The sequence below is a fragment of the Legionella sp. 27cVA30 genome (assembly GCF_024160945.1).
Taxonomy (GTDB): Bacteria; Pseudomonadota; Gammaproteobacteria; order Legionellales; family Legionellaceae; genus Legionella_A; species Legionella_A septentrionalis.
In genome coordinates, this window is sequence record NZ_JAMYXK010000001.1 from 1,060,096 (window position 1) to 1,083,577 (window position 23,482).

Sequence of the window (23,482 nt, forward strand, 5' to 3'; positions counted from 1 at the left end):
TAACTAGAGGCGCATTGCGGCATATTTGTTTACATAACTTGTAAGGAGTAAAAGTTCAATATGGTTAAACCCATTTTAAAATCCAATTTTTTTATTCTTACTGGCGGTCCGGGTTCTGGCAAAACTTCTGTCTTGGATCAATTAGGGCAGCATCAATTTAAGATCACTGCGGAAGCAGCACGTTCTATTATCAAGGATCAGCAGGTAATAGGTGGTAATGCCCTGCATACGGGTGACCGCGATGCATTTCTTGCTTTAATGCTCACGCATGCCATTCGGGATTTTCAAAAGATGCAAGACGAAGAAACTGCTGTATTTTTTGATCGCGGCATCCCGGATTTATATGCTTATGCTAAGGCTTTCTGCAAGAAAGAAGATCTCATCGTCAATGAAGCCATATCTCAATTTAGATATAATAAAACCGTTTTTATTTTTCCTCCCTGGTGGGATATTTATGAAAATGATGCAGAGCGCCAGCAGGATTTTGCTGAAAGTTTAGAAACTTATCGAGCTCTAAGAGAGGCTTATGCTCATTGGCAGTATGAGTTGGTGGAGGTGCCAAAAATGTCAGTTGAAGATAGAGCCGTTTTCATTTTAAAAACACTAAAGCTTCTTTAGCTTGGGCGCATGGATTGCAGGGAGGGCACAGCCTCTTTAAGATTTTGCTGGTCATGTTGCTGATAGGCTTTAACGTGGCTTTCGTATACCAGTGCTCCTGCCCCTGATTGTTTGCAAAGTTTGGAATCCTGAGTCAGTTTTTCCAAGTCTTGCTTGGTTAAATAAACTGAGCCGTTTTGCGCAGTTTTACTCACCCCAGCCCCAAAAGTGTGGCTGTGAATTCCATGTTCCTTATGTAATTTTTGACAAAAAGCTTCTGCTTCTTTTTGTGAAGCAAAAGTAACCTTGATTGCATGATTATCATGGCCTTGCGTACCAGCGCGGCTGTTCTCTACTGCTTTAACATTCACCTGGGTATTAAAATCATTCATGACGTTTTTTACGGCGTATTGCGGGATAATTTCAGCAGCTTCATTTTTATACTGATTTGAATTACTGCGTATATACGCATCCAGAATAGTGTGTTCTCTATCCAGTAAAGGTACCTTTCCCTTCCTGAGTGTAGTTTCAAGCTCAACTCTGGAAGGGAGATTTTTAACAACTTCATCAAATTCAAAAGCATGAAATCTATTGGACGGGAGCTCGGACATCGACGGCATTGCATTTGGAATAACCCAATTTTTACTCGTAGGTGAAAGCAAGGGAGCCAAGGCATTGTGAGATAAGTCCTGGTTTTGCTGAATAGAGCGATAAGCTTGGGCCGGGTTTGGGATTGCAGGCGTACCACCTTGCTGGGCAAGTAGTTTATTTCCTTCTTCCAAGATAATAACACCTAACATATTTTGTCCTTTACCGTTATCCCCGGAAGCCCAATTTACATCATAGCGGCTCACTTCTACCGGCATAATTCCATTTTTCGCACACTCAATTGCTTTTTCACGCAATTCAGGGTTTTGAGCCAGCTTCAGTTGCACCACCGTTCTCATAAAATCAAGTGTTTTTCTCTCGCCGTTTGGATTATGGACTGCATGATAATCAGCGCCGCAAAGTTTATCGAAACTTTGTTTATCGGACACATTAAGACCGTGTTTACGGAGTTCGGGTAAATAAGCTCTTACCAAAGGGTCATAATCGTCGCGCGGCATAAAGACTTTATTGGTAGATTCAATCTCTTTCACCATCTTCGTCAGAGTGGCTTGTGCCGGATGATTTTGGCCTAACTGCTCTTTTAAATAAATGATTTTTTGCGCATGGAAGGCATGTTCTGAGGATGGCCAATGCAGCGTTGTATTTTTTCCACCCAGTATAACCGTTTGATCAATAGGATGTTCCCCGGGTTCCGTAGTATTGGCAAAAGCACCATATGGTTCTATTTCAGGGTTTTTGAAGGGAGCAATTTTTACCCCATTACGCTGTAAATAAGGAATAGGCATATTGGCTTTGGAAAAAATTATTATAGTTTTAGATATAGCATATGTTTCATTGTTTGACCATTTTGAATATAAAATGACTTATTTGCGTGATAAATATCTTTTTGTTGCTTTATGGTAGCCTGCAAGTATGAATTCACAGCGGATGGTAAAAGACAGACATTAAACAAATATAGTTTTTATGAGGGATTAGTTAGAATATCGTTCGATATATTTTTTATTATTTTAAAATGAGCATTGTTGAACCCATTTTATTGGGGTTGGTCTTAAGTGCAGATTCCTTCTCAGCCGCCATAGCCATGGGGCTTAAGCCTCATAAAACAAGAGATGCCTTTAAATTTGCTGCTTTATCAGGAGGGGCAGAGTTAATTGCTACTTTTGTAGGAGCCATTACGGGTGGGAAAATTATTTCCCAATTTAGCACTATTGATCATTGGATTGCGTTTCTATTATTGCTGATGGTTTCCCTCCACATGGTTTACGAAGGTTTTATCGAATGGAAAAACAGACACAGCGACATTCCCACTATTAAATTCCATGGCTTTATCAAACTGTTAATCGTTGCAGTTGCAACCAGTTTGGATGCACTTGCTGTAGGAGTGAGTTTGGGAATTTCTAACAAACCACTATGGCCTTATTTAATTTCCATAGGCGGATGGGCATTTGCATCAACCATAGTTGGCATGCGCATAGCCAATAAGATACCAAAACGCTTATCAGCAATTTTTAATCTCATCGGGGCATGCATTATATTTATTCTAGCCGTGGAAATGTTGAATTTATAATAGGTGAGCCGCACGGTAGTTAATATGATGCTGTATTTATTCCTTTAGGCTTTTCTTGTAGATTCAAACTTTGCCAGTGTAATTTATTATGTTAAAACTTATTTATTTCAGGATGAACGCATGTCCCTAAGACGGCAAGTTGCAGTATGGCTAGATCCGGCCTTAAGGCTAGCGCCAGGCTTATCTGCCGTTAATAAGCTAATTGTCTCTATTATCATTTGTTCGCTGTTACTGGCTATCATTGAAACGGAACCTTCAGTTTACCAAGGCCATGAGTGGATATTTTTAGATTCCGAATGGGTATTTACCTTCTTTTTTACAATTGAATACTTGGCACGGGTTTGGGTGAGTATAGAAAACCCCAAATATAAAACCCGATTAGCCTATATGTTATCTCCAGCAGCTATTTTAGATCTTTTAACGGTATTATTAATTTTTCTTACCATCGTGGGCACTGAGGGATTTATCCTAAGATTAGCGAGGTTGTTTCGTATCTTAAGAATTGCAAAGTTAGGGCGCTATACCGTTGCCATGCAAAATATAGCCCATGCTGTTTACCTGAGGCGGTTTGAGTTGATAATCAGTTTCGCTATAGGATTATTTGCATTGGTTTTATCTTCCTCAATTTTATACATCATTGAAGGAGGGATACAGCCAGAGCATTTTGGAAGTATACCGAGAGCGATGTGGTGGGCGATCGCGACACTGACCACCGTCGGTTATGGTGATGTTTATCCTGTTACGCCTTTAGGCAAATTATTCGGTGCAATTACCGCCATTACAGGGATTGGTGTAATTGCCATGCCTACTGGCATATTGGCAGCATCTTTTAGCGATGCGATCCAGAATATTAGAAAGAATCATCAGGGGGAGGAGTAGAGGACATTTCTCAGCAAGTTATTACCTGTGCCATACAGAATGGCCACAGCCGGGCTAGCCTAATTAAAATCTAATCGCGTGCAACGTTCATGTAACAATTGAAGATATTTTTCTTGCATTGGTCGAGATAAATAGCTGAAACCAATCAGTTGGCGCCACCGCGGTATTGCTTGCCTGAATTCATGTAAGATTTCATCAATAATTTTGGGGTTTAATGCGAGTTGTTCAACGGCAAAATATTTAAAAAAATCATGTTTCGTTAAATTATTTTTTCTGCCTCTTAAAGGCAAAGCTATTTCTTCTTTTGGTTTTTTTTGGACAATAGTTGAGTTAAGTAAGTCATATGCAGGTGATAGAGAAATTTTTTTATCCTTTGTAATCAGGGAAAAATTTTTTAAATGCATGTCTTCATTGCCGATTAAGAAGTTAAATAGAGTTAATTTGAATAATTTCACGAATTCAATCTTCGGGAAGGTGCAAAATTCTTTTATTACAACGATCACTTTTTCCATAGAGCTTTTGTATTTTGTATGGCGATCTTCGCCTGATAGCTGTGCAAAATCTTCTACTGCTAATTTTTTATTATGGCCGATGCGGTCAAATCGTTTAATGAAGTAAGTCATACTGTTGTCTTTGGAATACACTAAACCATGGACTGGCACTTCAAGGCCAACGGTTTTTGCAAGGGACATAGTAATGGCTTCATTTTCTGGCAATTCTGCATAAATTTCACTTTGTGGTTTTAAAATATAATGACCATTTTGATCAACGATTTCAAAACAACCTGCCTTGACTTTTAATTGTGCACTTAATTTCTTTTGTACACCTTGAATTGACATTTTTCCTACACGATCGAGTGCTTCTTGCCTTTGTTCCCCAGCACTTAATTCTAATGGATTAAGTTTTTTTAATTGAGGCGAAAGCAAGCGTAATCCACGTTGTGAATAGTTTTCCTGATCGCTTATGATGTCATAGGTAATAAGACAGCGTTTCATTCTACTTCCTCAATAGTCACTGAGCCTATGACGTCATGGCCAACTGTTATCAATTGACCAAAGTAATCATTTCTATCGATTTTATATTTTCGTAATAGCGCTTCAAGCAGAATACCCTCTGGTAATAAGCCTTCAAAGAATGGAGGAAATTTATCGAAATCGTAAACCGTGTTTGTTAATGGCATGGTAAGAGAAACTGGTGCTCCGTGATAATCATCAAAATAAATAAATTGATATTTCCCACCGTTTAATTCTTTTAATATCCCAGCCTTAACCCCATTAACCAATACGCTTGCTTTTCTCATATATTATTATCCGTTGGTGCTGGAAAAGGCGTTTCAAATTTTACGCGGATATTCAAAACATCGAGTATTTTTAATAATGTATTTAATTGTATGGTTTCTTTACCTTTTTCAACATCGAATATAACGGTTTTGCCTACACCAGCCAGTTTGGCGAGTTCTCGTTGCGATAACCCACTTTGTTTGCGGTAATAATAGATCATCTTTGCGATCTCACCGGGAGCCATTTTACATCCTAAAATACATTTATTACTGTTATAGCAGTAATAACAGTGAAATTAAAGGGAAAAAAGTTATTTTATAGTTAAAATCGAGGTTATTTTACTGTTATGGCGGTAATTAATTATATTTTTTGAAGAAATCAGGTATTTAAATAGCTTAAAAAAACTAAATTACTGCTAAAGCAGTAATTTATATTTGATTTTGTAATTGTCGGTTTATTGACAAGCACTGGTAAAGAGATCTAAATAATAATTTTTTCCTCAATTAGCAACCCACAACCAAAAGGGACTTTTCCGGCTGTGTTGGAGGCAATCCATCATTTATTTTCTCATCAAAATGCATCTAAAGTTTTAGGTTTATTAGTGCAATTTAGGGCAGATTTTAATTGCACTTTATTACCCCAAATGAAGAGTCACCTGCACAGTTAATTCCCAGAATATAACAGTTCCGCTTTTCTTTCCCGTAGAGCAGAGCATAATTAAATTTATTTGCTCTTTTGGGTGTTTTGAAATGTATCACGAAACAGGAAGCATCATTTTCTCTCCCTCTGATCTGACTTTGTTCATTCAAAGTCCATTTGCCTCTTGGCTGGAGCATTTGCTAATCACTAATCCTGAATTAGCCCCAAATCCTGATGAAGATGATCCCCTTCTGGCAGTATTAAAAAAAGAAGGTGAAACACATGAGCTTGAAAAATTGCTACTGTTTGAAGAGCAGGGATTTAATATAGTCAGATTGACTGCCAATCACACGGTAGAGGATGCAATTAAAGCCATGTATTCAGGCGCTGATGTAATATATCAGGCACCCTTGGCAATATTACCCTTTAAAGGCCGGGCTGATTTTTTGATTAAGAAAGAAGGTAAGAGTAAGCTGGGTGACTTTTATTATGAAGTTTGGGATACCAAACTTGCACGCAGGGTTAAAGTATCATTTATCGTACAGCTTTGCTGTTACGCGGAAATGCTAGCGCAAATTCAAGGCAGAAAACCTGATAATATCGTGGTCTCTATAGGTACGGGCGAAGAACTACACCTGCGAACTAATGATTATTTTTACTACTATCTAATTAACAAAAGACGATTCCTACAATTTCATACCGAGTTTGATGTTCACAAAAGGCCTGACCTTCTTACTTCTTCCAGCTATGGGAAATGGAGCAATTATGCTAAAAAATTGCAAAAAAAATTAGACCATTTAACTTTAGTTGCGAATATAAAACGTACGCAAATAAAAAAATTATATAAAAATGGCATAACCACCACTAAAGAATTAATAGCAGCAGAAGACAAACCAATAAGAGGTATAAGCCAGGATGTATTGCAAAAGCTCATTGCCCAAGCAAGGATTCAACGTGAAAGTCAGGACAAAATAATACCCCTCTATCAAATTCTATCTCATGAAGAAGGGAGCAAAACCGGGCTTGCTCTTTTGCCACCGTCCTCTCTTAACGATGTTTTTTTTGATATTGAAGGCGACCCATTATTTGAAGGGGGATTAGAGTATCTGTGGGGTGCTACCTACATTGATGAGCATGGGGCTCGCCAATATAAAGATCTTTGGGCGCACCATCCAGAAGATGAAAAAAAGAGCTGTGAGAAATTTATTCATTGGGTTTATCAACGTTGGTTAAATGATCCCGGCATGCATATCTATCATTACGGGCCTTATGAAGTAAGTGTTTGCCGTCGCCTGATGGGACGTTATGGAGTCTGTGAACATGAAATAGATCAGTTATTGCGTAACGAAGTCTTTGTTGATTTGTATAAAATCGTGAAAACAGCTCTACTCATTGGAGAGCCTCGCTACTCTATCAAGAATGTTGAACACATTTACCGCGCTCAACGTGAAACAAAGGTAGCTAGTGGAAGCGATTCTGTAGCGGTTTACGAACATTGGCGCGAGAACCCAGACGGGGAAAATTGGCAAACATCGCAAATTCTCAAATCAATTCGTGACTACAATATAGATGATTGTAATTCGACCCAAGAATTGGCAGGATGGTTAAGAGAAAGACAAAAAGAAGCAGGCATTTCATATCTGGGTAAAACCGAAATAGTGGAACTTGAAGCTAAAGAAGAAGCTGCTGCTGTAATTGCTTTGAGAAACCGCCTATTAAAAAAATCAGAAGATTTGTACCTCAGTAAGGAAATTGAAGAAGCCGCTATGGCAAGACTTTTTGCCTGGTGCCTTGAGTTCCACCGTCGGGAAACTAAACCTGCCTCTTGGAAGGTTTTTGATCGCTTGGATAAAAGTGAAGAAGAGCTTTTTGACGATATCGATTGTCTGGCTTTTTGTAAACGTACCGAAACCGAACCCTATTTGCCTAGCAAACGTTCACGTTTGTATGTTTTTGAATATGTATTTGACGCCAATCAAGAGTTTAAAGGGAAAGCCGAACACTACAGAGTTCTGGGTAAAGAAACGGAAGATGGTAAAAACTTGAAAGTAACTTTATATAAAGAAGGGAGTAATTTAAAGGAAGGTTTAATCGCTTTGAAAATGAAGGAAGAAATTAGGGAGCCTATTACATTAATCCCGGATGAGTATGTCAATCCAGACCCTATTCCGCAAGCCATTTACAGACAAGCGCTTCGATTTGAAAAAAAAGACTTACATAACAGCGCAATTTATGATTTTTTAAAACGCGATTTTCCTAGGATTAGAAACCTCATTAAAGGTTATGCTATTGCTCCTAGTCATGATCCTAAAGAGCGGCTAGAAGAAATCATTGAGGTAGTAAAAAATTTAGACAATAGTTATCTTCCCATACAAGGCCCGCCGGGGTCAGGTAAAACCTATACCGCAAAACACATTATTGCTGAGTTAGTTCGATTAGGAAAAAAAGTAGGCATTACTTCAAACAGCCACAAAGCTATCAATCATTTATTGTGTTGTACCGTGGAGTATTGTTTGGAGAACAGTATAAAGGGGTACTTTGCCTGTGCGGGTGATAAAGATGAAAAGGTACAAGAACTCTCAATAGAAGTTATTGAAAATAAGGAAATTACTGAACACATACAACCTGCATGCGTTATTGGTACAACGGCATGGGGTTTTTCGAGAATTGAATTAGCAGATGCTTTTGATTATCTTTTTATTGATGAAGCAGGGCAGGTAAGTGTGGCCAATTTTATTGCAATGAGCCAGTCTACTAAAAACATTATTTTAATGGGTGATCAAATGCAATTGGCGCAACCGTGCCAAGGTAGTCACCCAGAAGAAAGCGGCTATTCTATTCTTGATTATCTTTTATACCATACGCCTGCAATTCCTGAAAATCGTGGGATCTTTCTAGGTACTACTTATCGCATGCACCCTAAGATTAATGAATTTATCAGCGAAGCCATTTACGAAAGTAAGTTGGAAGCAGCGCCTGGAAATGCCAAACGCTGCATCAAAGTGCCTGCTAATTACCAGGGTATATTAAATGTAGACGCTGGAATAATTGCGGTTCCGGTAATGCATGATGGAAATCTGCAGGCGAGCGATGAGGAAGTTGCGCAGATTCACTTTCTAGCTCATGAATTAATAAACAGGGAATACACGGATAATGCTGTCAAACGATGCATTACTTGGGATGACATGTTATTTGTGGCTCCCTATAACCACCAGGTCAATAAATTACAGCAATCCCTGGGTCCACAAGCCAAAGTAGGGAGTGTAGATAAATTTCAGGGACAAGAAGCGCCTATCGTTTTTTTAAGCATGTGTGCAAGCAATGCAAACGAATCTCCACGAGGAGTCACTTTTTTATTTAATAAAAATCGCATAAACGTTGCAATTTCTCGAGCCAAGTGCTTGGCAATTGTAGTTTACAGTCCCACGCTTTTGGAGACAGAAGCAAAAAATATAGAACAAATGGAAATGATTAATCTTTTTTATAAGCTAATAAGCCGCCAAAAAGAGAGTCTTAATTGAAAGATTTGCAAGCAGGAATGTACGCTTGCCTACTCCTGGACAAATTACCGCTAATAAAGAATTGGGCAAATATTGGCGCATAGCATCGTCCATATGGTGCATAACGCCTTTTATCTTATTTTGTTATCCCTAGATTTTATATTCTTCATCAAGTGCCATATCTACGGTTGGGTATGTGAATTTAAATTTAAGCTCGGTTAGGCGTTTAGGGATGACTTTTTGTCCTCTGAGTAATAAATACTCGCCCATTTCACCGAACAAAGCCTGAATAAGCCAATCCGGCATTCTAATGAGTAGCGGTCTTTTAAGTACTCTTGCAAGTGCTTTCGCAAATTCTTTTTGTGCTATGGGATAGGGCGCAGTCATATTGACCGCACCGGTTACATCTGGATGCTCAATCAGAAAATCAATTGCATTAACCAAATCCGTGTAATGAATCCACGATAGCATTTGCTCACCATTCCCTACAACGCTCCCTAAGCCTAAACGAAATGGCAGCTCTAATTTTTTAAGCATCCCTGCCCCTTGCTTTAACACAACGCCAAATCGTAGGGTCGTTACTGGGATGCCTGCCTCAACAGCAGTCCCAAGAGATTGTTCCCAAAGAAGTCCTATATGTTGTAAAAAATTGTCAGAAGATGATGGGAGAAGAGTCTCCTCATCAAAGGACTCCAGACCGTATTTTTGTGCCCCATAAATTCCAATCGCATTGGCACAATAAAAACGAGGTTTGGCATGATGGTTGATTAACCATGCAATAAGTTGCTGGTTAGTTAAAGTACGCGATTCAACGAGTTCTTTTTTTACAGTTGGGTTCCACCGTTTAGCTCCAATATTAGAGCCTGATAAATTGACAACGAGGTCGTATTGGGTAGCATCGTGATTATTTAAGTTTTTCCAAATTAATTTATTAATATCGTTTGAAAATATATGCTCTAATTTATCCAGGCTGCGGCCCAGCACGGTAATATTGTGATTTTTTGACAAATGATTGACGAGTGCCGTACCAATTAACCCAGAAGCCCCTGCAATTAGGATATCCATGTTCATCCCTTTAATTCTTTAATGCAATAATTACCTTGAAATAAGCAGCAAATATCAGCCAAAGCACGGAGGGAATTAATCACCAGGCAATTTGTTTAGGTGCTTTTAGCTTTTACGATTAAAATTTATTTGAATAGGGTTAGATAATAAGCCAAATGGTATTTACTGTTAACCAATTTGTTATTATCGAGAGTTTGGTGAGGCTCCTTAACATTCTTTAACTTCTAAAAAATTAATTATTTATAAAAATTAAAGATAAACTACTGGCGGTTCTATTACAGGTAACGGAGTTAAAGCAACAAAATTCAGGATATAAATGAATAAATTTGTGACTCTTTTTTCAGGTCCAGATAATAAGTCTTATTTTAAAGACGAAGATCCAGGCATAGGAAGTGAAGAACCCTTAGGTTCATATTCAAAAAAATTTCCAGCTGCTGGCATGAAATTTAGAATATTTAAAGCTGGCAATAGATTTGATTGGCATAATGCACCTCAGCCTCAATTTATTATTTACTTAGAAGGTGAGGTAGAAGTTGAGGCTAGTGGTGGAGAAAAGCGTGTATTTAGACCTGGTGATGTATTATTTGCTAACGATTTAAAAGGAGCTGGGCATATTACAACAACTCTTACTGATGGTCGTTCAATAATCGTTATGACGCAAGACGAAGAAAAAGATGAAACATGGAAACAGCCATTATCCTTCAATCTAAACGGTACGACGATTTGAACTCCCTGATTCATGAAATTCTGTTAGGGTAATCCCCCCATTTTTAACGTCAGTTAAAAATGGGGGGATTACCATTTAGGCTGATAGCGGTAACAGGTTTCACTGATTCCGAACAGGACAATCGTATAGAAATGGGCTTATCCTTATCCGCCTTTTGCGCCATCTCCCTCCGGCGCGACGGTGTTATCACTTTTTTTCGATGGCCTCTTTGAGTCTCTCTGCTTTCAGCCGTTCTTCCGCGTACATCTTTTTCAGACGTCTGTTTTTATCTTCCAGCTCTTTTAAACGCGACATCATGGACGCATCCATCCCAGCAAATTTAGCGCGCCATTTGTAAAATGTGGCGGTGCTGATGACATGTTCACGGCAAAGTTCTGTGACAGGACTTCCATTTTCAGCCTGTTTTAATATCGACAATATTTGACTGTCTGTGAATTTCGATCTTTTCATGCAGAATCTCCTCTGACCTGGATTATGAGAAAATTCTACTTTTTGACACCAGTTAATTTGTTGGGGGATTACCGAGGTACTCCGACTTCCTGTCGCTTATTTTTATGCTGATTCTGATGATTGGCTGATCTCATTAAAGGTTATAATTTGTTAAGTAAGAAACGACAAAAAATTATCATTTCTATTTTGAATGAGCATAAAACTATCTAGGTCAGAGGTTTGATCCTAATTTTTTAGCCGAATGAAAGATCACTAAGAAAATTTTGTGAGAATTTAAATATTCTAATTTAAACCCTCACGAACGCAAATATTTAATTCTGCTGTAAGATTATTTTGCTAGAGTTGATTTATTCTTTTTTCCATTTGAAGCAACATTTAATGATTCTTTTGGTTTAGAAGGATAAATAATAGGACCGTTATCTAGATGGCCACTCACCGCTCTACCTTGACTGTCAGCACCAGTAACTGATCCCTCCTCGATTAGCCGTACACCTTGTTTAAGAGATATAATCTCATCAACAAGGAGTAGCAATGGTCAGAAGTATCTACACAAAAGAGTTCAAAGTTAAAGCAATTGAACTAGTATTCCCCGCGGCTTGCCGCGGTTCCTTAATAGGAAAGTTTGAAAACCATAGGTTTTCGAGTCAAACTATTGCGTATGACCCTCAAACGGGCAAGCCACTGCGTGTACCAGACGCATTATCATATTGTATTTCCCGTGAAATATCGGAAGTCATTGTTGAGCGACGAGATCACATCAGCCATAAAATCTATTGCGGTTGAGATAGGTGAGCGATATGAGATCGACTTTGAGCAACTGGGCTGCGATAAAAATCACATTCATATTCTTTGCTCATTTCATCCAAAATACAGCATTGGTGAAGTTGTGAGGAAATTTAAAAGTATCACTGCACGTGAGTTATTTAAGCAGTATCCATTACTAAAGAAAGAACTGTGGGGTGGGGAGTTTTGGTCTGATGGATATTACGTTTCGACGGTAGGTGAACGCGGGGACTGGAAGGTGGTTGAGCGTTATGTAAAAAATCAGGGTAAGGAGTCGGAAACGAAGCAGTTACGCCTCCTCTGATACCCCGTGGCTTGCCACGGGGAGGTTCATTTTCTAGAGCAAAGTAATAAGCCATTAAGACAAGTAGCGAGAGAGCTAGGAGTGGCAGAAAATAATCTGTATAACTGGCGAAGGATTTATAGAAATAATCCGGAGAAAGCCTTCCCAAACCAACCCCAGCTGACAGAACAAGATTTGGAGAAATCAAAAAATATTTTCAGAAGCAACCAGTCGTTTTTGTCACTTCGTCTCAGAGGAAATTTTTTCCAAGCAAAATAATTCACATAATCAAAAAAGCGGAAATGAGAGTAAAATTGATCAATTTATTGCCTCCATGAACCAAGAGATAGAAGAAAATGAACGATTAATCCAAGGGTTCAGTCGTACTCCTTCTTGCGGTATGTAATTGTTATCGTGTGTGGCAATTTACTCAGAAGGCCAAATTTACGGCTATTAGTTTAGGCGGTAGACATCTCATCGCCAATAGAGATGATTATCGCCAAATAATACTTTAAAAAATAAGCCAATAGTTATCTTACCGATTAAGATTACTTATTTCATCACCCAAGCATCGTAAAGGTGCTAGGCTTGTCATCATAGGAATAAGGATAAGCGGACAGCCGCGCTTTAACCACTCAATCCGATTTTGAGAATTTGCCTGCCAGATAGGATTAGTGCCTATACAAAGAGAAGTAAGCGGATAAAGAACAATTACCCCCGAAACTGTATTCCAATTCACGCACCCGCAACAAGTTGAAGCTGAGACATTATAACAGGATTGAGCCAAATCTCCCTTACTGCAATCCCACAAATCAGTACTGTACTGGAGTGGTGCATGGAAACTCGTTTGTATTATTTTCAAGATCAGCACAAATCGCATTCGCTGTGCAAAATACCAGTGCTTTTCCGCAATGCATGGTAATTTTTCACCCGGGGATGTCGAGGAATTATAACTCATTCCACAAAACTCGAATGTTTTACATTCGTTATTGTCTGTACATTTTTCTGCATCCTTAGCAATTGTACCCAAATATAACTGTTCAATGGAGCTTCAAATTTCCAAGAACATCCTCCTAAAAGATGATCTGGCCTTTTGCTAACCAGGAATTCTACAAAAATAAGGATTAGAGGATTGCCATGACGCGTTGGTTGCTTGCATGCTTAATAGGGCATGTGATACCCCATTAAATATATTTTTTTAATTTTAACTTCGTAGGGTGGATCAAAAGTAGCGATTTATTCGTTTGAATAAGCAATGATGAGCTTGTTGACACATTATTAAAATCCGGATAAAATGATTAAATTTTGCACAAATATATAATATATGACCACATATTTTGAATTTTTTTCACCTTTTTCACATTTAATAGAAAGTAAACAATATCCATTTTCTAGATTTCTTAGAACGAGCCTAATACAAAAAATTTCCGATGTGGGTACTGTATTTGCTGGAGACACACGAAAAAATACGAGACATGTAGGATTAATCGATTGGTGCACGCTTTTTATCACCCCAATCATGATTAAGATGACGGATATTCTTAGCGAAATCGATTCTATTCCGACGAATCTCGCTTTTTTCCCTTTAGCATTGCTCACAATAGGATTAATATCGGTTATAAATCTCGTCTCCCTAGTTCTTACGTTATTGCTAATTCCTATCATCGTCGCAGCGCATCTTATTTCAAGTGTGATTTCAAGGTTGGATCATCAACAGGTTCTTGCCCTAGACGGTATAGAGACTTTAACAAACAAATTATTAACTCTGGAAGGGTACTTAGAACAAACAAATTGTACCATTGAAGATTTATATGCTACTTATAGCCCTGAGAACCATGAAATAACAGTCGAAAGCTTATCAAGTGAGTCAAAATTTAAATTTCAAGTATTCAGTAATAAATCTGCGAGCGCTAAAAGCATACACTCATTCTTTAAATTAAATATAGGGCAAATAAGTAACGAATGTGAGATCGAGGAAAGTAAACTTTTGGCAGTATGAGTAATCGAGGTGAAAACGCGTTAGTTGTTAAACAGCTCGCAGCTTGCTTATATTGATTTTACGAAAGGTTAGCGGGTTATATCAATTGCGGTTGTTAATATGCTAAAGCACAAGCGGGCGGAACTTTATGCATTAAATATAGTTACTTCTACCCCGCACCTACTCATCTATTCACCTAAACGCCTCTATTCGATCGCAGCACACCTTAACATGGACTCTGTAATTGGTGTAGAGTCTAAATTATACAATTTGAGAGTTTATTCTCGAAAGGAAATGTTTAATAGCTTGGAAGATTTTTTATAGTTAAAATTTCAGAGAAGATAGTTGCTCGCCCTGCTCATATATAGATTCTTCTGCTTTCATTTTTTTCATATGAATTTGTTATGCATATAAACACCAAAAGCCGCTTGCCCTAGAGCATAAGGAACTTCATAGCATAACGGGTTTTGCTAATGATCCACAACCACTGCAAGTAATTTTCCATATTCTGTTAGTTTTGAGATGCTTTCCAATACTGGCTTAAAATCTCTAATCTCTGCATAACTCCTAGTAGCTAAATACGGCTCTAAACCAAGCTTGACTGACCAGAAAGTTGCTTCTGAAATAAGTTTTATAGAGCGTTCAATGGTATAATTTGCCATGAATTCTGGGCTGTCGACATAGAGTTGTAACCATTTAGCCAAATTTTCATTTAATAACTGTTCCAGTTTAACAATTTCCTCATGAATCATTTTGTTTATAGTTGCACACGGCCTCTTTAGTCACAGGGAATGCTGCATCATTGTTCCAGGCACTTAGCTAAAGTAGGCCTTTAGGCTTGAAAGCGGGTTTACCCTTTTCATCTTTGTAATAACCATATCTGGAGCAGAGGGAGGTTGAAAATAAGGATAGTTTTCAGCTCTTTTCTGTGGTTTGGATGTTGTAATATGGTTTGAATCTGCTCGACTTATGTGAGTCATCGTGGAGTTGCCCATTTAAAACCGAACCATCCAGGTACCAACGACGGCTCTGCGATATTCTCTTGGAGCCATCATTGTAATTTGGCTTAATAATATAAGGATTACTCTTTGCTCCCCCTACGAAAACACCCTAACCATATTGAGATAAGACAAGAATCACGTATGATATAAATCCACACATTTGGAAGTGCCATGAGTATTATTGTTACCTTAATTTTAAGTTTTATTGGCCTTATCTGGGCTGCCAACCATCTGGTAATTGGTGCGGCGGGTATTGCCAATTATTACCGTGTTTCACCCTTAATCGTGGGGCTTACTTTGGTCGCCCTGGGAACCTCAGCGCCTGAAATCATGGTGGGGATTGCCGCTGCCCTGGAGGGTGAAAATGATTTGGCGCTGGGTAATGCCATAGGCTCTAATATTGCCAATATTGGCTTGGTTCTTGGGGCAACGATTTTAATTCGCCCCTTAAAACTGCGTTCTTCGGTATTGCGGCGCGAATATCCCTTATTATTTTTATCGATGTTGTTTATCTATTCGCTGATGATCGATGGCTACTTGGGCATTTTGGATGGATGTTTATTATTACTGGGCAGTGTGGCTCTGATAGGCTATTTGCTGATCCTGGCCAAACGTTCGGGAAACGATGCCTATGCCAGAGAATTTAAACAATTAATCAACCCAAAACGCTCAGTAAAAATACACATAATGAGTCTTATATTTGGTCTGATTTTTCTTCCTCTTAGCGCCAGTTATCTTGTGAAAAGTGCTGTTGAATTAGCTTCCTTGTTCGGGATTAGTGAACTCATCATTGGCTTAACTGTTGTAGCGTTTGCTACCAGTTTACCCCAAGCTGTAACTTCCATCGTGGCGGCAATTAGAGGACAGGATGACATTGCAGTAGGTAATATCCTGGGCTCAAACATGTTTATATTGTTAGTCGTTATGGCTTTCCCCAGTATTATTAACCCTTCTGCGATTAGCCATGCCATTTTATGGCGGGATATACCGGTATTGTTCGTAGTAACCGCCTTGCTTTTATGGCTTAATTACCGGGAAAAAAGCAAAATCACTCGCTGGCATGGCGGCTTGTTATTGCTGATTTATTTCTCTTATATCGTATCGCTTATCGTCCACGCTTTATAATTTTTAGTAGGTAACTTCGCATCGTGCAATGTGCATATGCATATTGCACGAAAAGATTGTCGTCAGGGGGCCAAGATTTTCATTGCAGAAATTGCATCGGGCTGCCCTGCCTTAGCTGCGCATTTAATCCAGTAAAACGCTCTTTTCCTATCCTCCACTACTCCTTGGCCATAATAATACATATACCCCACTGCATACTGTGCATCCGCATTTCCTTTTTCTGCCTCAGGCTTTAGCCTGATGAATGCTTGACGATAATCCTGGACCTGAAAACTGCGGATGCCTTCTCTTAAATTTATTTGCGTAATAGAACAACCGCTTAGACTCAATAAAAATAAGGTAAATATTGCAATAATCATGCTGCGACCGATAACAGCATTGGCTTTTTTGAAATTCATACGTCTATTCCTTAATTAAGGGCTCGGAAGGTGGCTCAAAGATTAATTCATTTTTGGGTAAACTTAAACTCTCCAAAGTGCCATCATGTCTTACAACAACTCCTTCCGAAGTAATACGCTTAATAATGACACCGCCTGGTATTGCATCCCCAATGCCATAAACTTGCTCTTGGCCACTTGCTGTGCGAATAATTACCTGGGAATGCCGTTCATCCTCGGCAAAAATGATTCCTACAATCGTCAAATTTAGCATGGATTGTTTTATATGAGCATCATCCAGATTTTCAGGAACATACTCGCCAAATAATGACGCGCGCACATCTTGTGCGGAAGCTTCTGTAATCGCGTTATTACGCATTGAGGCAACCTGAACAACTGGCACAGGCTTATAAATAGCCGAAAAAGTGCGTACCCCGGCGATGATTTGCCATACAATTAACATCCCTAAAATGGCACAAAGTATAATAGGAAAAGCCGGACGCGCTAGCCAGGATTTGATATCTGCAAACACCATATTATTATTTACTCCGGGAATAAACAGGAGCGAAAAATATGGTGAGGATCATACTTAGCCTTTGTATTTTGTCTTTCTTGCAGGTAGTCTTCATAATGCCTTGCCCAATATCCCCCATCTTTTGTTGCATTAAACCAGCCGGAAATGTAACGTTTACCTCCCAGTCTTAATAAAATTTCATCAACTTTCAAAATGCTCTTTATAGCTTTCTCTGCATTTTCTTTTTTTAAACCCGGCGTCAAAACATTAAACGTAACTATTTTTTCTTGATTGGGCAACATAAAGTAAGGCGGCTTAATCGGCGCTACTGGGAATATGTGATAAAGATCACCCAAGTCAGGACTCAATATCTCCAGAATCTTATTAAGATTTGCCATTAATAAATTGCTGTCAATGTAACACTCATACCAGGGGTGTAGCTCTTGCCAGTTCCCTGTTTCTTTCATTAAATTCAAACGCCTATCGTGACGATGCATGTACTCTGAAAGAGTTTTGGTACTGCTTTCGGCGACTTGCCGATGCCGTAGCATATTAAGAAACGTGGCATCCACAGGCTCATTGTCGTGCTCAATTCCAATGATGGTATGGCATGTGAATTTCTTTTTCTCTTTATTTTGTACTGTAATGAATGCTTCCAGGTAATCGCAATAAGACTTCAGCTGAAATTGATCAGCTATCCAGGACGTGTAATCATCGTAAAGCAAGGTATAAGTAGTCACATGCGGCTTGCAAGTACGCAGTTTTATTTTGGCATCATAAATGATGCCAAATAACCCTGCCCCAGCAAGCGCAGCATTGAATAAATCTTTATGATTATGCGGGCTGCAAGCTAATAATTCGCCTGCCGCCGTTATTACATTTAATGCGTCAATGTGCGCGCTAACAACTCCTTTTTTAAAAGTCGATGAACCAATGCCACCTACAGATAAAACGCCCCCTGCGGTGAGGTTCATATTATACGGATACACCTGCGGCAACTTGTTACGCTCAAGGCTTTTTACTGCAATGTCGTTAAAAGAAGCGCTGCAGCCTGCTGTCAGCTCATCACCTTGCCATTGTACGACAGGATTTAATTGGCTGATGTCAACGCTTATTGCACCCTTGGGGGCGAGGGATTGTCCTGATTGGCTAAGGCCATTGGCACGGATGGTGAGCGGAAGTTTATGCCGATGCGAGAAATTTAAAAATCGTTGTAATGCAGTTAAATTGCGGGGTTTAAAAACAGCGGTTGCTTCTCCTGAAACCAAACCGCTGAAATCGTGATTAAAAACAGCAAGCGTTGACTTATCGCTAAGCAACGCTTGCCCGGTTTCTTCCTCACATTGCTTGATCTTCTGTATACTCCACTGCATTGGCTGCATGTTGTTGTTTCCTTTGTTGTGCAAGTGCCAGACGATTATTGCAGGCGATAATCAAACCATCGAACATACGGTTAAATGCTTCGTAACAACGGTCGATTAATTTTAATGCCTTGCGGCGCAGATTAATCGGCAAGCTCCGAGCGAATAATTTCTTCTCCATTTCATCTTCAAAGAGCGCATGTGCCATTTCTACCTCTAAGTGCGAGCTGGAAAAATATTTTAGATTTTTATCTTCACCCGTTTTTTGTACTTGCTTTGCTACTTTCTCGAAAAATACATGTCCTGAAGATTCCAGAGTAAGCAATAACACGATATTCAAAATTTCATCGTCAATTTTATAAAGCTCACCAAGAATAGCATAAGCTGCATCGCGAGTAATTTGTGACTCTTTGCTATACAACCAAGCCACATTATCCTTGTTGCATGATTTATCTTTGCTCATGCTTGCCATATATTTTTTATCCTGCAGAAACCATTTTTCATGGCCTGAATCTTCCAAACGGTGGTGACGAGCTACTTTTTTCAAATAGGGATCAGTAACCCGTTCTTCGTTTAAGCGCAATATATCCTGGAATGTCATAGCCCAAAAAGTAAGCTCAGGTACAAAATAACCGATTTCTTCCAAGCTGTTCAATTGACCTAATGTTTTAAAAAAAGGATGTTCCATAAATTCTTGTTGTTTGGATTCAAGATAAGATTGTATCGTTTTCATGATTGCCTCCAAGGCATAATTAACTAGACAATTTATTCCTTGCACAAATCATGCCAACTATTTAGGCCAATAAAACGTCTATTTAATTAAAATTTGGCCTTTTTGCAGTTTTTAAAAAGATTTGGTGATTGTTTTTCAAACTAAACGACAATTTTTTGGCTATGCAAATTGCCTGGATACCATATTTTTTCTATTTTAACTTTAAATCCGTCAATTTTTTGTCGTATTTAGCGATTTCTTTATCAACCATTTTCCAGTCGATTTCATCAATAGTATGAGCATCTTTACACAGGTCATTTAGAAAAGCGGCTTGCACCTCGCCGTAAGCATAAGCCGTTTCATATGGGATATTCGAAAACATGACCATGACGTGTTTTGAAACATAGCGGTCAGGATAGCGGCGCATAAGCTCATGCTCCACTTGTTTTTTTAAGTTAAATTTTTCATCACGAATATTATGTTGAATTTCCTGATAATTATCCATGGACATGGCAGCTACGGCATCAGTACTCCGCTTGCGTGCAGCATAAAATTCCGGCAACACTTTTTCCCAATTATCTTCATATTTTTCTAAGAATTCATTAAAAATACGGCAATCTTCAAAAGCCGAATTCATCCCCTGGCCGAAAAATGGGACTATGCCATGAGCTGCGTCCCCGATTAACAAACAGTGATCACGATAATACCAAGGGGCACATTGCACTGTACTTAAATTACCCGTGGGATGAGTAAAAAATTCGCCTACCAAATTTGGCATTGCATCCACCACATCGGGAAAGATCCTTTTGAAAAAATCAAGTAACGATTTTTCATCTTTTAGTGTTGCAAAACTATACTCCCCTTCTTGCGGTAAAAATAAAGAGCCCGTAATTGAATCATCACAGTTGGGGTTACCAAGCAGCATGAAGGAATCCCGAGGCCATAAATGCAAATGTTCACGAGCCATATGCACGCCATGCGTGCGGCTTATCGACAATTCTTTGTATCCATGTTTTAAAAATTCTCGTCGAGAATCAATAACTCCGGCTTTTTTTAATGCCTCACGCACGATGGATGCCGCACCATCCGCTCCAATTAAATGCTGATAGGCAACCTTGTGTGCATTACCGGAAGCATCTTGAAAAAACAATGTCTTCTCATGCAAGAAAAGATCACTTAATTTCATATTGAAATGAAGCTTGATGTTGGGATAAGTGTCAGTTTTATTCAGCAGCAAGCTATTCAATTCGCTGCGTAAAATAGCATTGATGTATTCATTTTCACTGCGGCCAAATGGCTGGTATATAATTTTATTATTCAATTCGTGAATAGCCCGAGCACGCATGGGAACCATAATCTTCTTGACTTCATCCATAAGTTCCATGACTGCCAAACTGGTAATTCCTCGGCAGGATAAAGCAAGATTGATAGAACGGCCGCCATCATCAGGCATGGTGCGGATATCATTTCTGGCTTCATATACTTCTACCTCATATCCACGTTTGGCCATGTAAAGCGCCAATAAAGTACCGGCCAAGCCAGCACCTACAATGGTTAGACTTTTCATAATTCCCCCTAATCCCCCGGAGTCCTCTAAAAATAAAGGTGGTCTTATCTATACTTGGAAAATTATACTAAGTAACAATATATCTTAGTCCTTGGCAGCCAATTAATTATTTACACTTAGAATAATTTTTTAGAAACTCTATAATTAACTCTGCTTTATTCGGTGGTTTAAAGTAATAGCCTTGCGCAAAATCGCAGCCATGGTTCAGAATAAAATTTTTCTGATATTCATTCTCTACCCCTTCCGCCAATACTTGCAAATTGAGGCTATGAGCAAGATTGATGATGGCTTTAACGATCGCGGCATCATTGGCATCGCTCACCATTTCCTTTATAAAGGATTGATCAATTTTTAATTTATCAACTGGAAATTGTTTTAAATAAGATAAGCTTGAATAACCTGTACCAAAATCATCGATGGCGAGTTTCACCCCCATATCTTTAAACTTGTACATAATTTCCACTGCATGATCGATGTTTTCAACAAGCAGACTCTCAGTCAACTCAAGTTCCAAAAATTTTGCAGGCAAGCTCGTTTTATGCAAGATTTTAGTTAATTGTTCAGGAAGATCCGCCTGGTGCAGCTGACGTCCCGAAATATTCACCGCTACAGTCAAATCCCACAAACCTTGATTGTGCCAGCGCATCAGTTGTGTACAAGCTTCCTCGATTACCCAAGGGCCAATCTCAAGAATCATCCCGTTTTCTTCGGCAATCGGTATAAAATCGAGCGGAGATACATGGCCAAGCACTTTGCTGTTCCACCTTAATAAAGCTTCCACCCCCACAACGCATTCACGCTTTAAATCCATCAAAGGCTGATAAACGAGATAAAATTCTTTATTCTGCAATGCATAGCGCAAAGCATTATCGATTTGCACATGGTTGACAACACGCCTGTTCATTTCAGGCTCAAAAATGCGATACGTGTTCCTGCCGCTATCTTTGGCATGATACATGGATAAATCGGCATTTTTCATCAACGACTCATAATCCATTCCATCACGTGGAAAAAAACTAAGACCAATGCTTGCTGTAATTTTCAAACTGTGCTGCCCGACTTTGAAAGGCTTTTCCAGCAAATTAAGAATTTCCTGCGCTAGCTTTTCACCTTCTTCTATACTGCGAAGCTCGGGGATAAGGATGACAAATTCATCGCCTCCAAAACGGGCTACTGTATCCAAATCACTGGTGGCAATTAACAAGCGGTTTGCCACTGCTTGTAATAACTTATCTCCTACCCCATGGCCTAAGGTATCATTGGTCATTTTAAAACGGTCCAAATCCAAAAAGAGAAAAGCCAATATGGATTTGTTCTTTTTTGCCTGCAAAATAGCTTGTTCGACCCTGTCTAATAAAAGCACTCTGTTCGGGAGTTCAGTCAATGCGTCGTGCGTGGCTTGCCGGAGCAATTGCTCTTCCATCTCACGGCGCAAGGTAACATCATTCAAAATCCCTACATAATGCTTGACTTGATTAAAAGAATCTTTTACCGGAGCAAGACTCAGTTCGCACCAAAACAATTCCCCGTTACGACGCATCAGCTCAAGCTCAACCGTTTCTTCCCGTTCTTCCCGAATGGCTAAATCGATGCGTTTTTGATTTGTCTGATCCGTATTTTTACTATGTAAAGCAGTTAAATCCTTTCCAAGAATATGTCTTTCACTATAACCAGTAATCCGTTCAAAGGCATTGTTAATGTATATGATGGGTTGATTCGGTTTTACGATGTCTATGATTGCTATGCCATGGGTGCTGGCTTCAATAGCACGCTCACGGATCCTTAATTCATCGTCTGCAATGCGCTTTTGGGTAACATCGCGGAAACTGTACACGCGCCCTACAATTTCTGCACCAATACGCTGTGGTTGGGTATAACGTTCAAAGATGCGTCCATCTTTAAAATGCAGTTCCGGTAATTCTCCTTCCCACTCGGGGTTTTGATAGAGAAATTGCACATCCGCAATGATTTTTTCAGGTTCAATTAATTGCTCTAAAATGTAATCAAAACTCAATTTTTCAGGTCCCGCTTCCATTAAATGGCTGGGGATACGCCACATATCGACAAATTTCTGGTTCCAATCCACCACCTGCCCTTGTCCGTTTACCATCATGATGCCATCAGCCGTGGATTCCAACGTGGCCCGCAACAAAGATAACGATTTTTCAAGCTCGATTTCTTTGATGGGTTTGTTTAATTTGATGTTTTCGGTTAGGGGTGTCTGTTTTTTCCGTTTAAACTCGGGTTGGTTGTGATACCATTGTTCCAGAAAAGTTATCAGCTCAGGTGTTACGCTTAACAAGCCCAATTCGTCACAAATATCCGTAACGGAAGGCTCCTTACCTTTTTGTTTAATGCGCGCAGCTGCAGATGCAACTCTCTTATAGTCAATTTCTTGCTTGCGCATGTAACCCCTCGCCTAAAACCCTGTCCGTTATAAATAACGGCAATTTCCCTATATTCTTTAA

21 protein-coding genes and 1 pseudogene are annotated in these 23,482 nt (G+C 39.2%); 9 read left to right on the forward strand and 13 right to left on the reverse strand.

The features are described 5' to 3' along the window. The first annotated feature begins 60 nt into the window (after positions 1 to 60). A complete protein-coding gene (locus tag NKV53_RS04785) occupies positions 61 to 618 on the forward strand; it encodes an AAA family ATPase (protein WP_127033648.1) in 558 nt (185 codons plus the stop codon). On the opposite strand, the gene NKV53_RS04790 is transcribed toward NKV53_RS04785, so the two are convergent. Further along, complete coding sequence (locus tag NKV53_RS04790; protein ID WP_126954703.1) at positions 615 to 1,991, reverse strand: NADAR family protein; 1,377 nt, start codon at positions 1,989 to 1,991, stop codon at positions 615 to 617. The two genes, NKV53_RS04785 and NKV53_RS04790, sit on opposite strands and share 4 nt — an antisense overlap. A gap of 227 nt (positions 1,992 to 2,218) precedes the next feature. Here NKV53_RS04790 and NKV53_RS04795 point away from each other — a divergent pair, with 227 nt between their 5' ends. Next, positions 2,219 to 2,773, forward strand: a complete 555-nt coding sequence (locus tag NKV53_RS04795; protein WP_126954704.1) for a manganese efflux pump — start codon at positions 2,219 to 2,221, stop codon at positions 2,771 to 2,773. 120 nt (positions 2,774 to 2,893) lie between these two features. Further along, positions 2,894 to 3,652 carry an ion transporter gene (locus tag NKV53_RS04800; protein WP_126954705.1) on the forward strand — a complete coding sequence of 253 codons (759 nt, stop codon included), beginning with the start codon at positions 2,894 to 2,896 and terminating at the stop codon, positions 3,650 to 3,652. A gap of 59 nt (positions 3,653 to 3,711) precedes the next feature. On the opposite strand, the gene NKV53_RS04805 is transcribed toward NKV53_RS04800, so the two are convergent. From NKV53_RS04805 to NKV53_RS04815, 3 genes are read right to left on the reverse strand one after another with little or no spacing between them, the layout of a single operon-like run. Further along, positions 3,712 to 4,647: a HipA domain-containing protein gene (locus NKV53_RS04805; RefSeq protein WP_253350784.1), complete on the reverse strand. Its 936-nt coding sequence runs from the start codon at positions 4,645 to 4,647 to the stop codon at positions 3,712 to 3,714. Next, a complete protein-coding gene (locus NKV53_RS04810) occupies positions 4,644 to 4,952 on the reverse strand; it encodes a HipA N-terminal domain-containing protein (protein WP_253350786.1) in 309 nt (102 codons plus the stop codon). Before NKV53_RS04810 ends, NKV53_RS04805 begins: the two co-directional genes overlap by 4 nt. After that, positions 4,949 to 5,176, reverse strand: a complete 228-nt coding sequence (locus tag NKV53_RS04815; RefSeq protein ID WP_253350788.1) for a helix-turn-helix transcriptional regulator — start codon at positions 5,174 to 5,176, stop codon at positions 4,949 to 4,951. The genes NKV53_RS04810 and NKV53_RS04815 overlap by 4 nt, the downstream gene beginning before the upstream one ends. A gap of 505 nt (positions 5,177 to 5,681) precedes the next feature. On the opposite strand from NKV53_RS04815, the gene NKV53_RS04820 reads away from it, so the two are divergent. Beyond that, on the forward strand, positions 5,682 to 9,092 hold the full coding sequence (locus NKV53_RS04820) for a TM0106 family RecB-like putative nuclease (protein ID WP_253350790.1): 3,411 nt from the start codon (positions 5,682 to 5,684) through the stop codon (positions 9,090 to 9,092). Positions 9,093 to 9,221: 129 nt separating this feature from the next. Here the strand turns inward: NKV53_RS04820 and NKV53_RS04825 are convergent, their stop codons facing one another. Then, positions 9,222 to 10,136, reverse strand: coding sequence for a TIGR01777 family oxidoreductase (locus tag NKV53_RS04825; RefSeq protein ID WP_126954710.1), 915 nt, complete (start codon positions 10,134 to 10,136; stop codon positions 9,222 to 9,224). A 316-nt stretch (positions 10,137 to 10,452) separates the two neighbouring features. Between NKV53_RS04825 and NKV53_RS04830 the strand changes: the two genes are divergently transcribed. Next, entirely contained in the window at positions 10,453 to 10,863 is a 411-nt protein-coding gene (locus NKV53_RS04830) for a hypothetical protein (RefSeq protein WP_127033628.1), read from the forward strand. A gap of 77 nt (positions 10,864 to 10,940) precedes the next feature. On the opposite strand, the pseudogene NKV53_RS04835 reads toward NKV53_RS04830, so the two are convergent. Continuing rightward, positions 10,941 to 11,313, reverse strand: a pseudogene (locus NKV53_RS04835) (transposase); the annotation flags it as partial. A gap of 658 nt (positions 11,314 to 11,971) precedes the next feature. On the opposite strand from NKV53_RS04835, the gene tnpA reads away from it, so the two are divergent. From tnpA to NKV53_RS04845, 3 genes are all read left to right on the forward strand, one after another. Continuing rightward, positions 11,972 to 12,400: an IS200/IS605 family transposase gene (tnpA, locus tag NKV53_RS04840; RefSeq protein WP_058529752.1), complete on the forward strand. Its 429-nt coding sequence runs from the start codon at positions 11,972 to 11,974 to the stop codon at positions 12,398 to 12,400. A gap of 6 nt (positions 12,401 to 12,406) precedes the next feature. Beyond that, positions 12,407 to 12,658, forward strand: a complete 252-nt coding sequence (locus tag NKV53_RS12025; protein ID WP_371923162.1) for a transposase — start codon at positions 12,407 to 12,409, stop codon at positions 12,656 to 12,658. 1,045 nt (positions 12,659 to 13,703) lie between these two features. After that, positions 13,704 to 14,378 (forward strand): hypothetical protein, encoded by a 675-nt coding sequence (locus tag NKV53_RS04845; RefSeq protein ID WP_127057200.1) that lies wholly within the window; start codon positions 13,704 to 13,706, stop codon positions 14,376 to 14,378. Positions 14,379 to 14,827: 449 nt separating this feature from the next. Here NKV53_RS04845 and NKV53_RS04850 read toward each other — a convergent pair whose 3' ends face one another. After that, positions 14,828 to 15,109, reverse strand: a complete 282-nt coding sequence (locus NKV53_RS04850; RefSeq protein ID WP_126954398.1) for a hypothetical protein — start codon at positions 15,107 to 15,109, stop codon at positions 14,828 to 14,830. A 420-nt stretch (positions 15,110 to 15,529) separates the two neighbouring features. Here NKV53_RS04850 and NKV53_RS04855 point away from each other — a divergent pair, with 420 nt between their 5' ends. Continuing rightward, positions 15,530 to 16,483 carry a calcium/sodium antiporter gene (locus NKV53_RS04855; RefSeq protein ID WP_126954397.1) on the forward strand — a complete coding sequence of 318 codons (954 nt, stop codon included), beginning with the start codon at positions 15,530 to 15,532 and terminating at the stop codon, positions 16,481 to 16,483. Between the two features lie 62 nt (positions 16,484 to 16,545). On the opposite strand, the gene NKV53_RS04860 is transcribed toward NKV53_RS04855, so the two are convergent. The 6 genes from NKV53_RS04860 to NKV53_RS04885 all read right to left on the reverse strand — a co-directional run bounded on the left by NKV53_RS04860 (position 16,546) and on the right by NKV53_RS04885 (position 23,421). Then, the gene (locus NKV53_RS04860) at positions 16,546 to 16,842 is read right to left on the reverse strand and encodes a tetratricopeptide repeat protein (RefSeq protein ID WP_126954402.1); all 297 of its coding nucleotides are present in this window, start codon (positions 16,840 to 16,842) and stop codon (positions 16,546 to 16,548) included. Between the two features lie 43 nt (positions 16,843 to 16,885). Further along, positions 16,886 to 17,395, reverse strand: a complete 510-nt coding sequence (locus tag NKV53_RS04865; RefSeq protein WP_126954396.1) for a type II secretion system protein N — start codon at positions 17,393 to 17,395, stop codon at positions 16,886 to 16,888. 8 nt (positions 17,396 to 17,403) lie between these two features. Beyond that, positions 17,404 to 18,756 carry an FAD-binding protein gene (locus NKV53_RS04870; protein ID WP_253350792.1) on the reverse strand — a complete coding sequence of 451 codons (1,353 nt, stop codon included), beginning with the start codon at positions 18,754 to 18,756 and terminating at the stop codon, positions 17,404 to 17,406. Beyond that, on the reverse strand, positions 18,713 to 19,468 hold the full coding sequence (locus NKV53_RS04875; RefSeq protein ID WP_126954394.1) for a hypothetical protein: 756 nt from the start codon (positions 19,466 to 19,468) through the stop codon (positions 18,713 to 18,715). The genes NKV53_RS04870 and NKV53_RS04875 overlap by 44 nt, the downstream gene beginning before the upstream one ends. A gap of 190 nt (positions 19,469 to 19,658) precedes the next feature. Next, positions 19,659 to 21,014, reverse strand: coding sequence for an NAD(P)/FAD-dependent oxidoreductase (locus tag NKV53_RS04880; protein WP_253350793.1), 1,356 nt, complete (start codon positions 21,012 to 21,014; stop codon positions 19,659 to 19,661). 106 nt (positions 21,015 to 21,120) lie between these two features. Further along, the gene (locus NKV53_RS04885) at positions 21,121 to 23,421 is read right to left on the reverse strand and encodes an EAL domain-containing protein (RefSeq protein WP_126954392.1); all 2,301 of its coding nucleotides are present in this window, start codon (positions 23,419 to 23,421) and stop codon (positions 21,121 to 21,123) included. Positions 23,422 to 23,482: the final 61 nt, after the last annotated feature.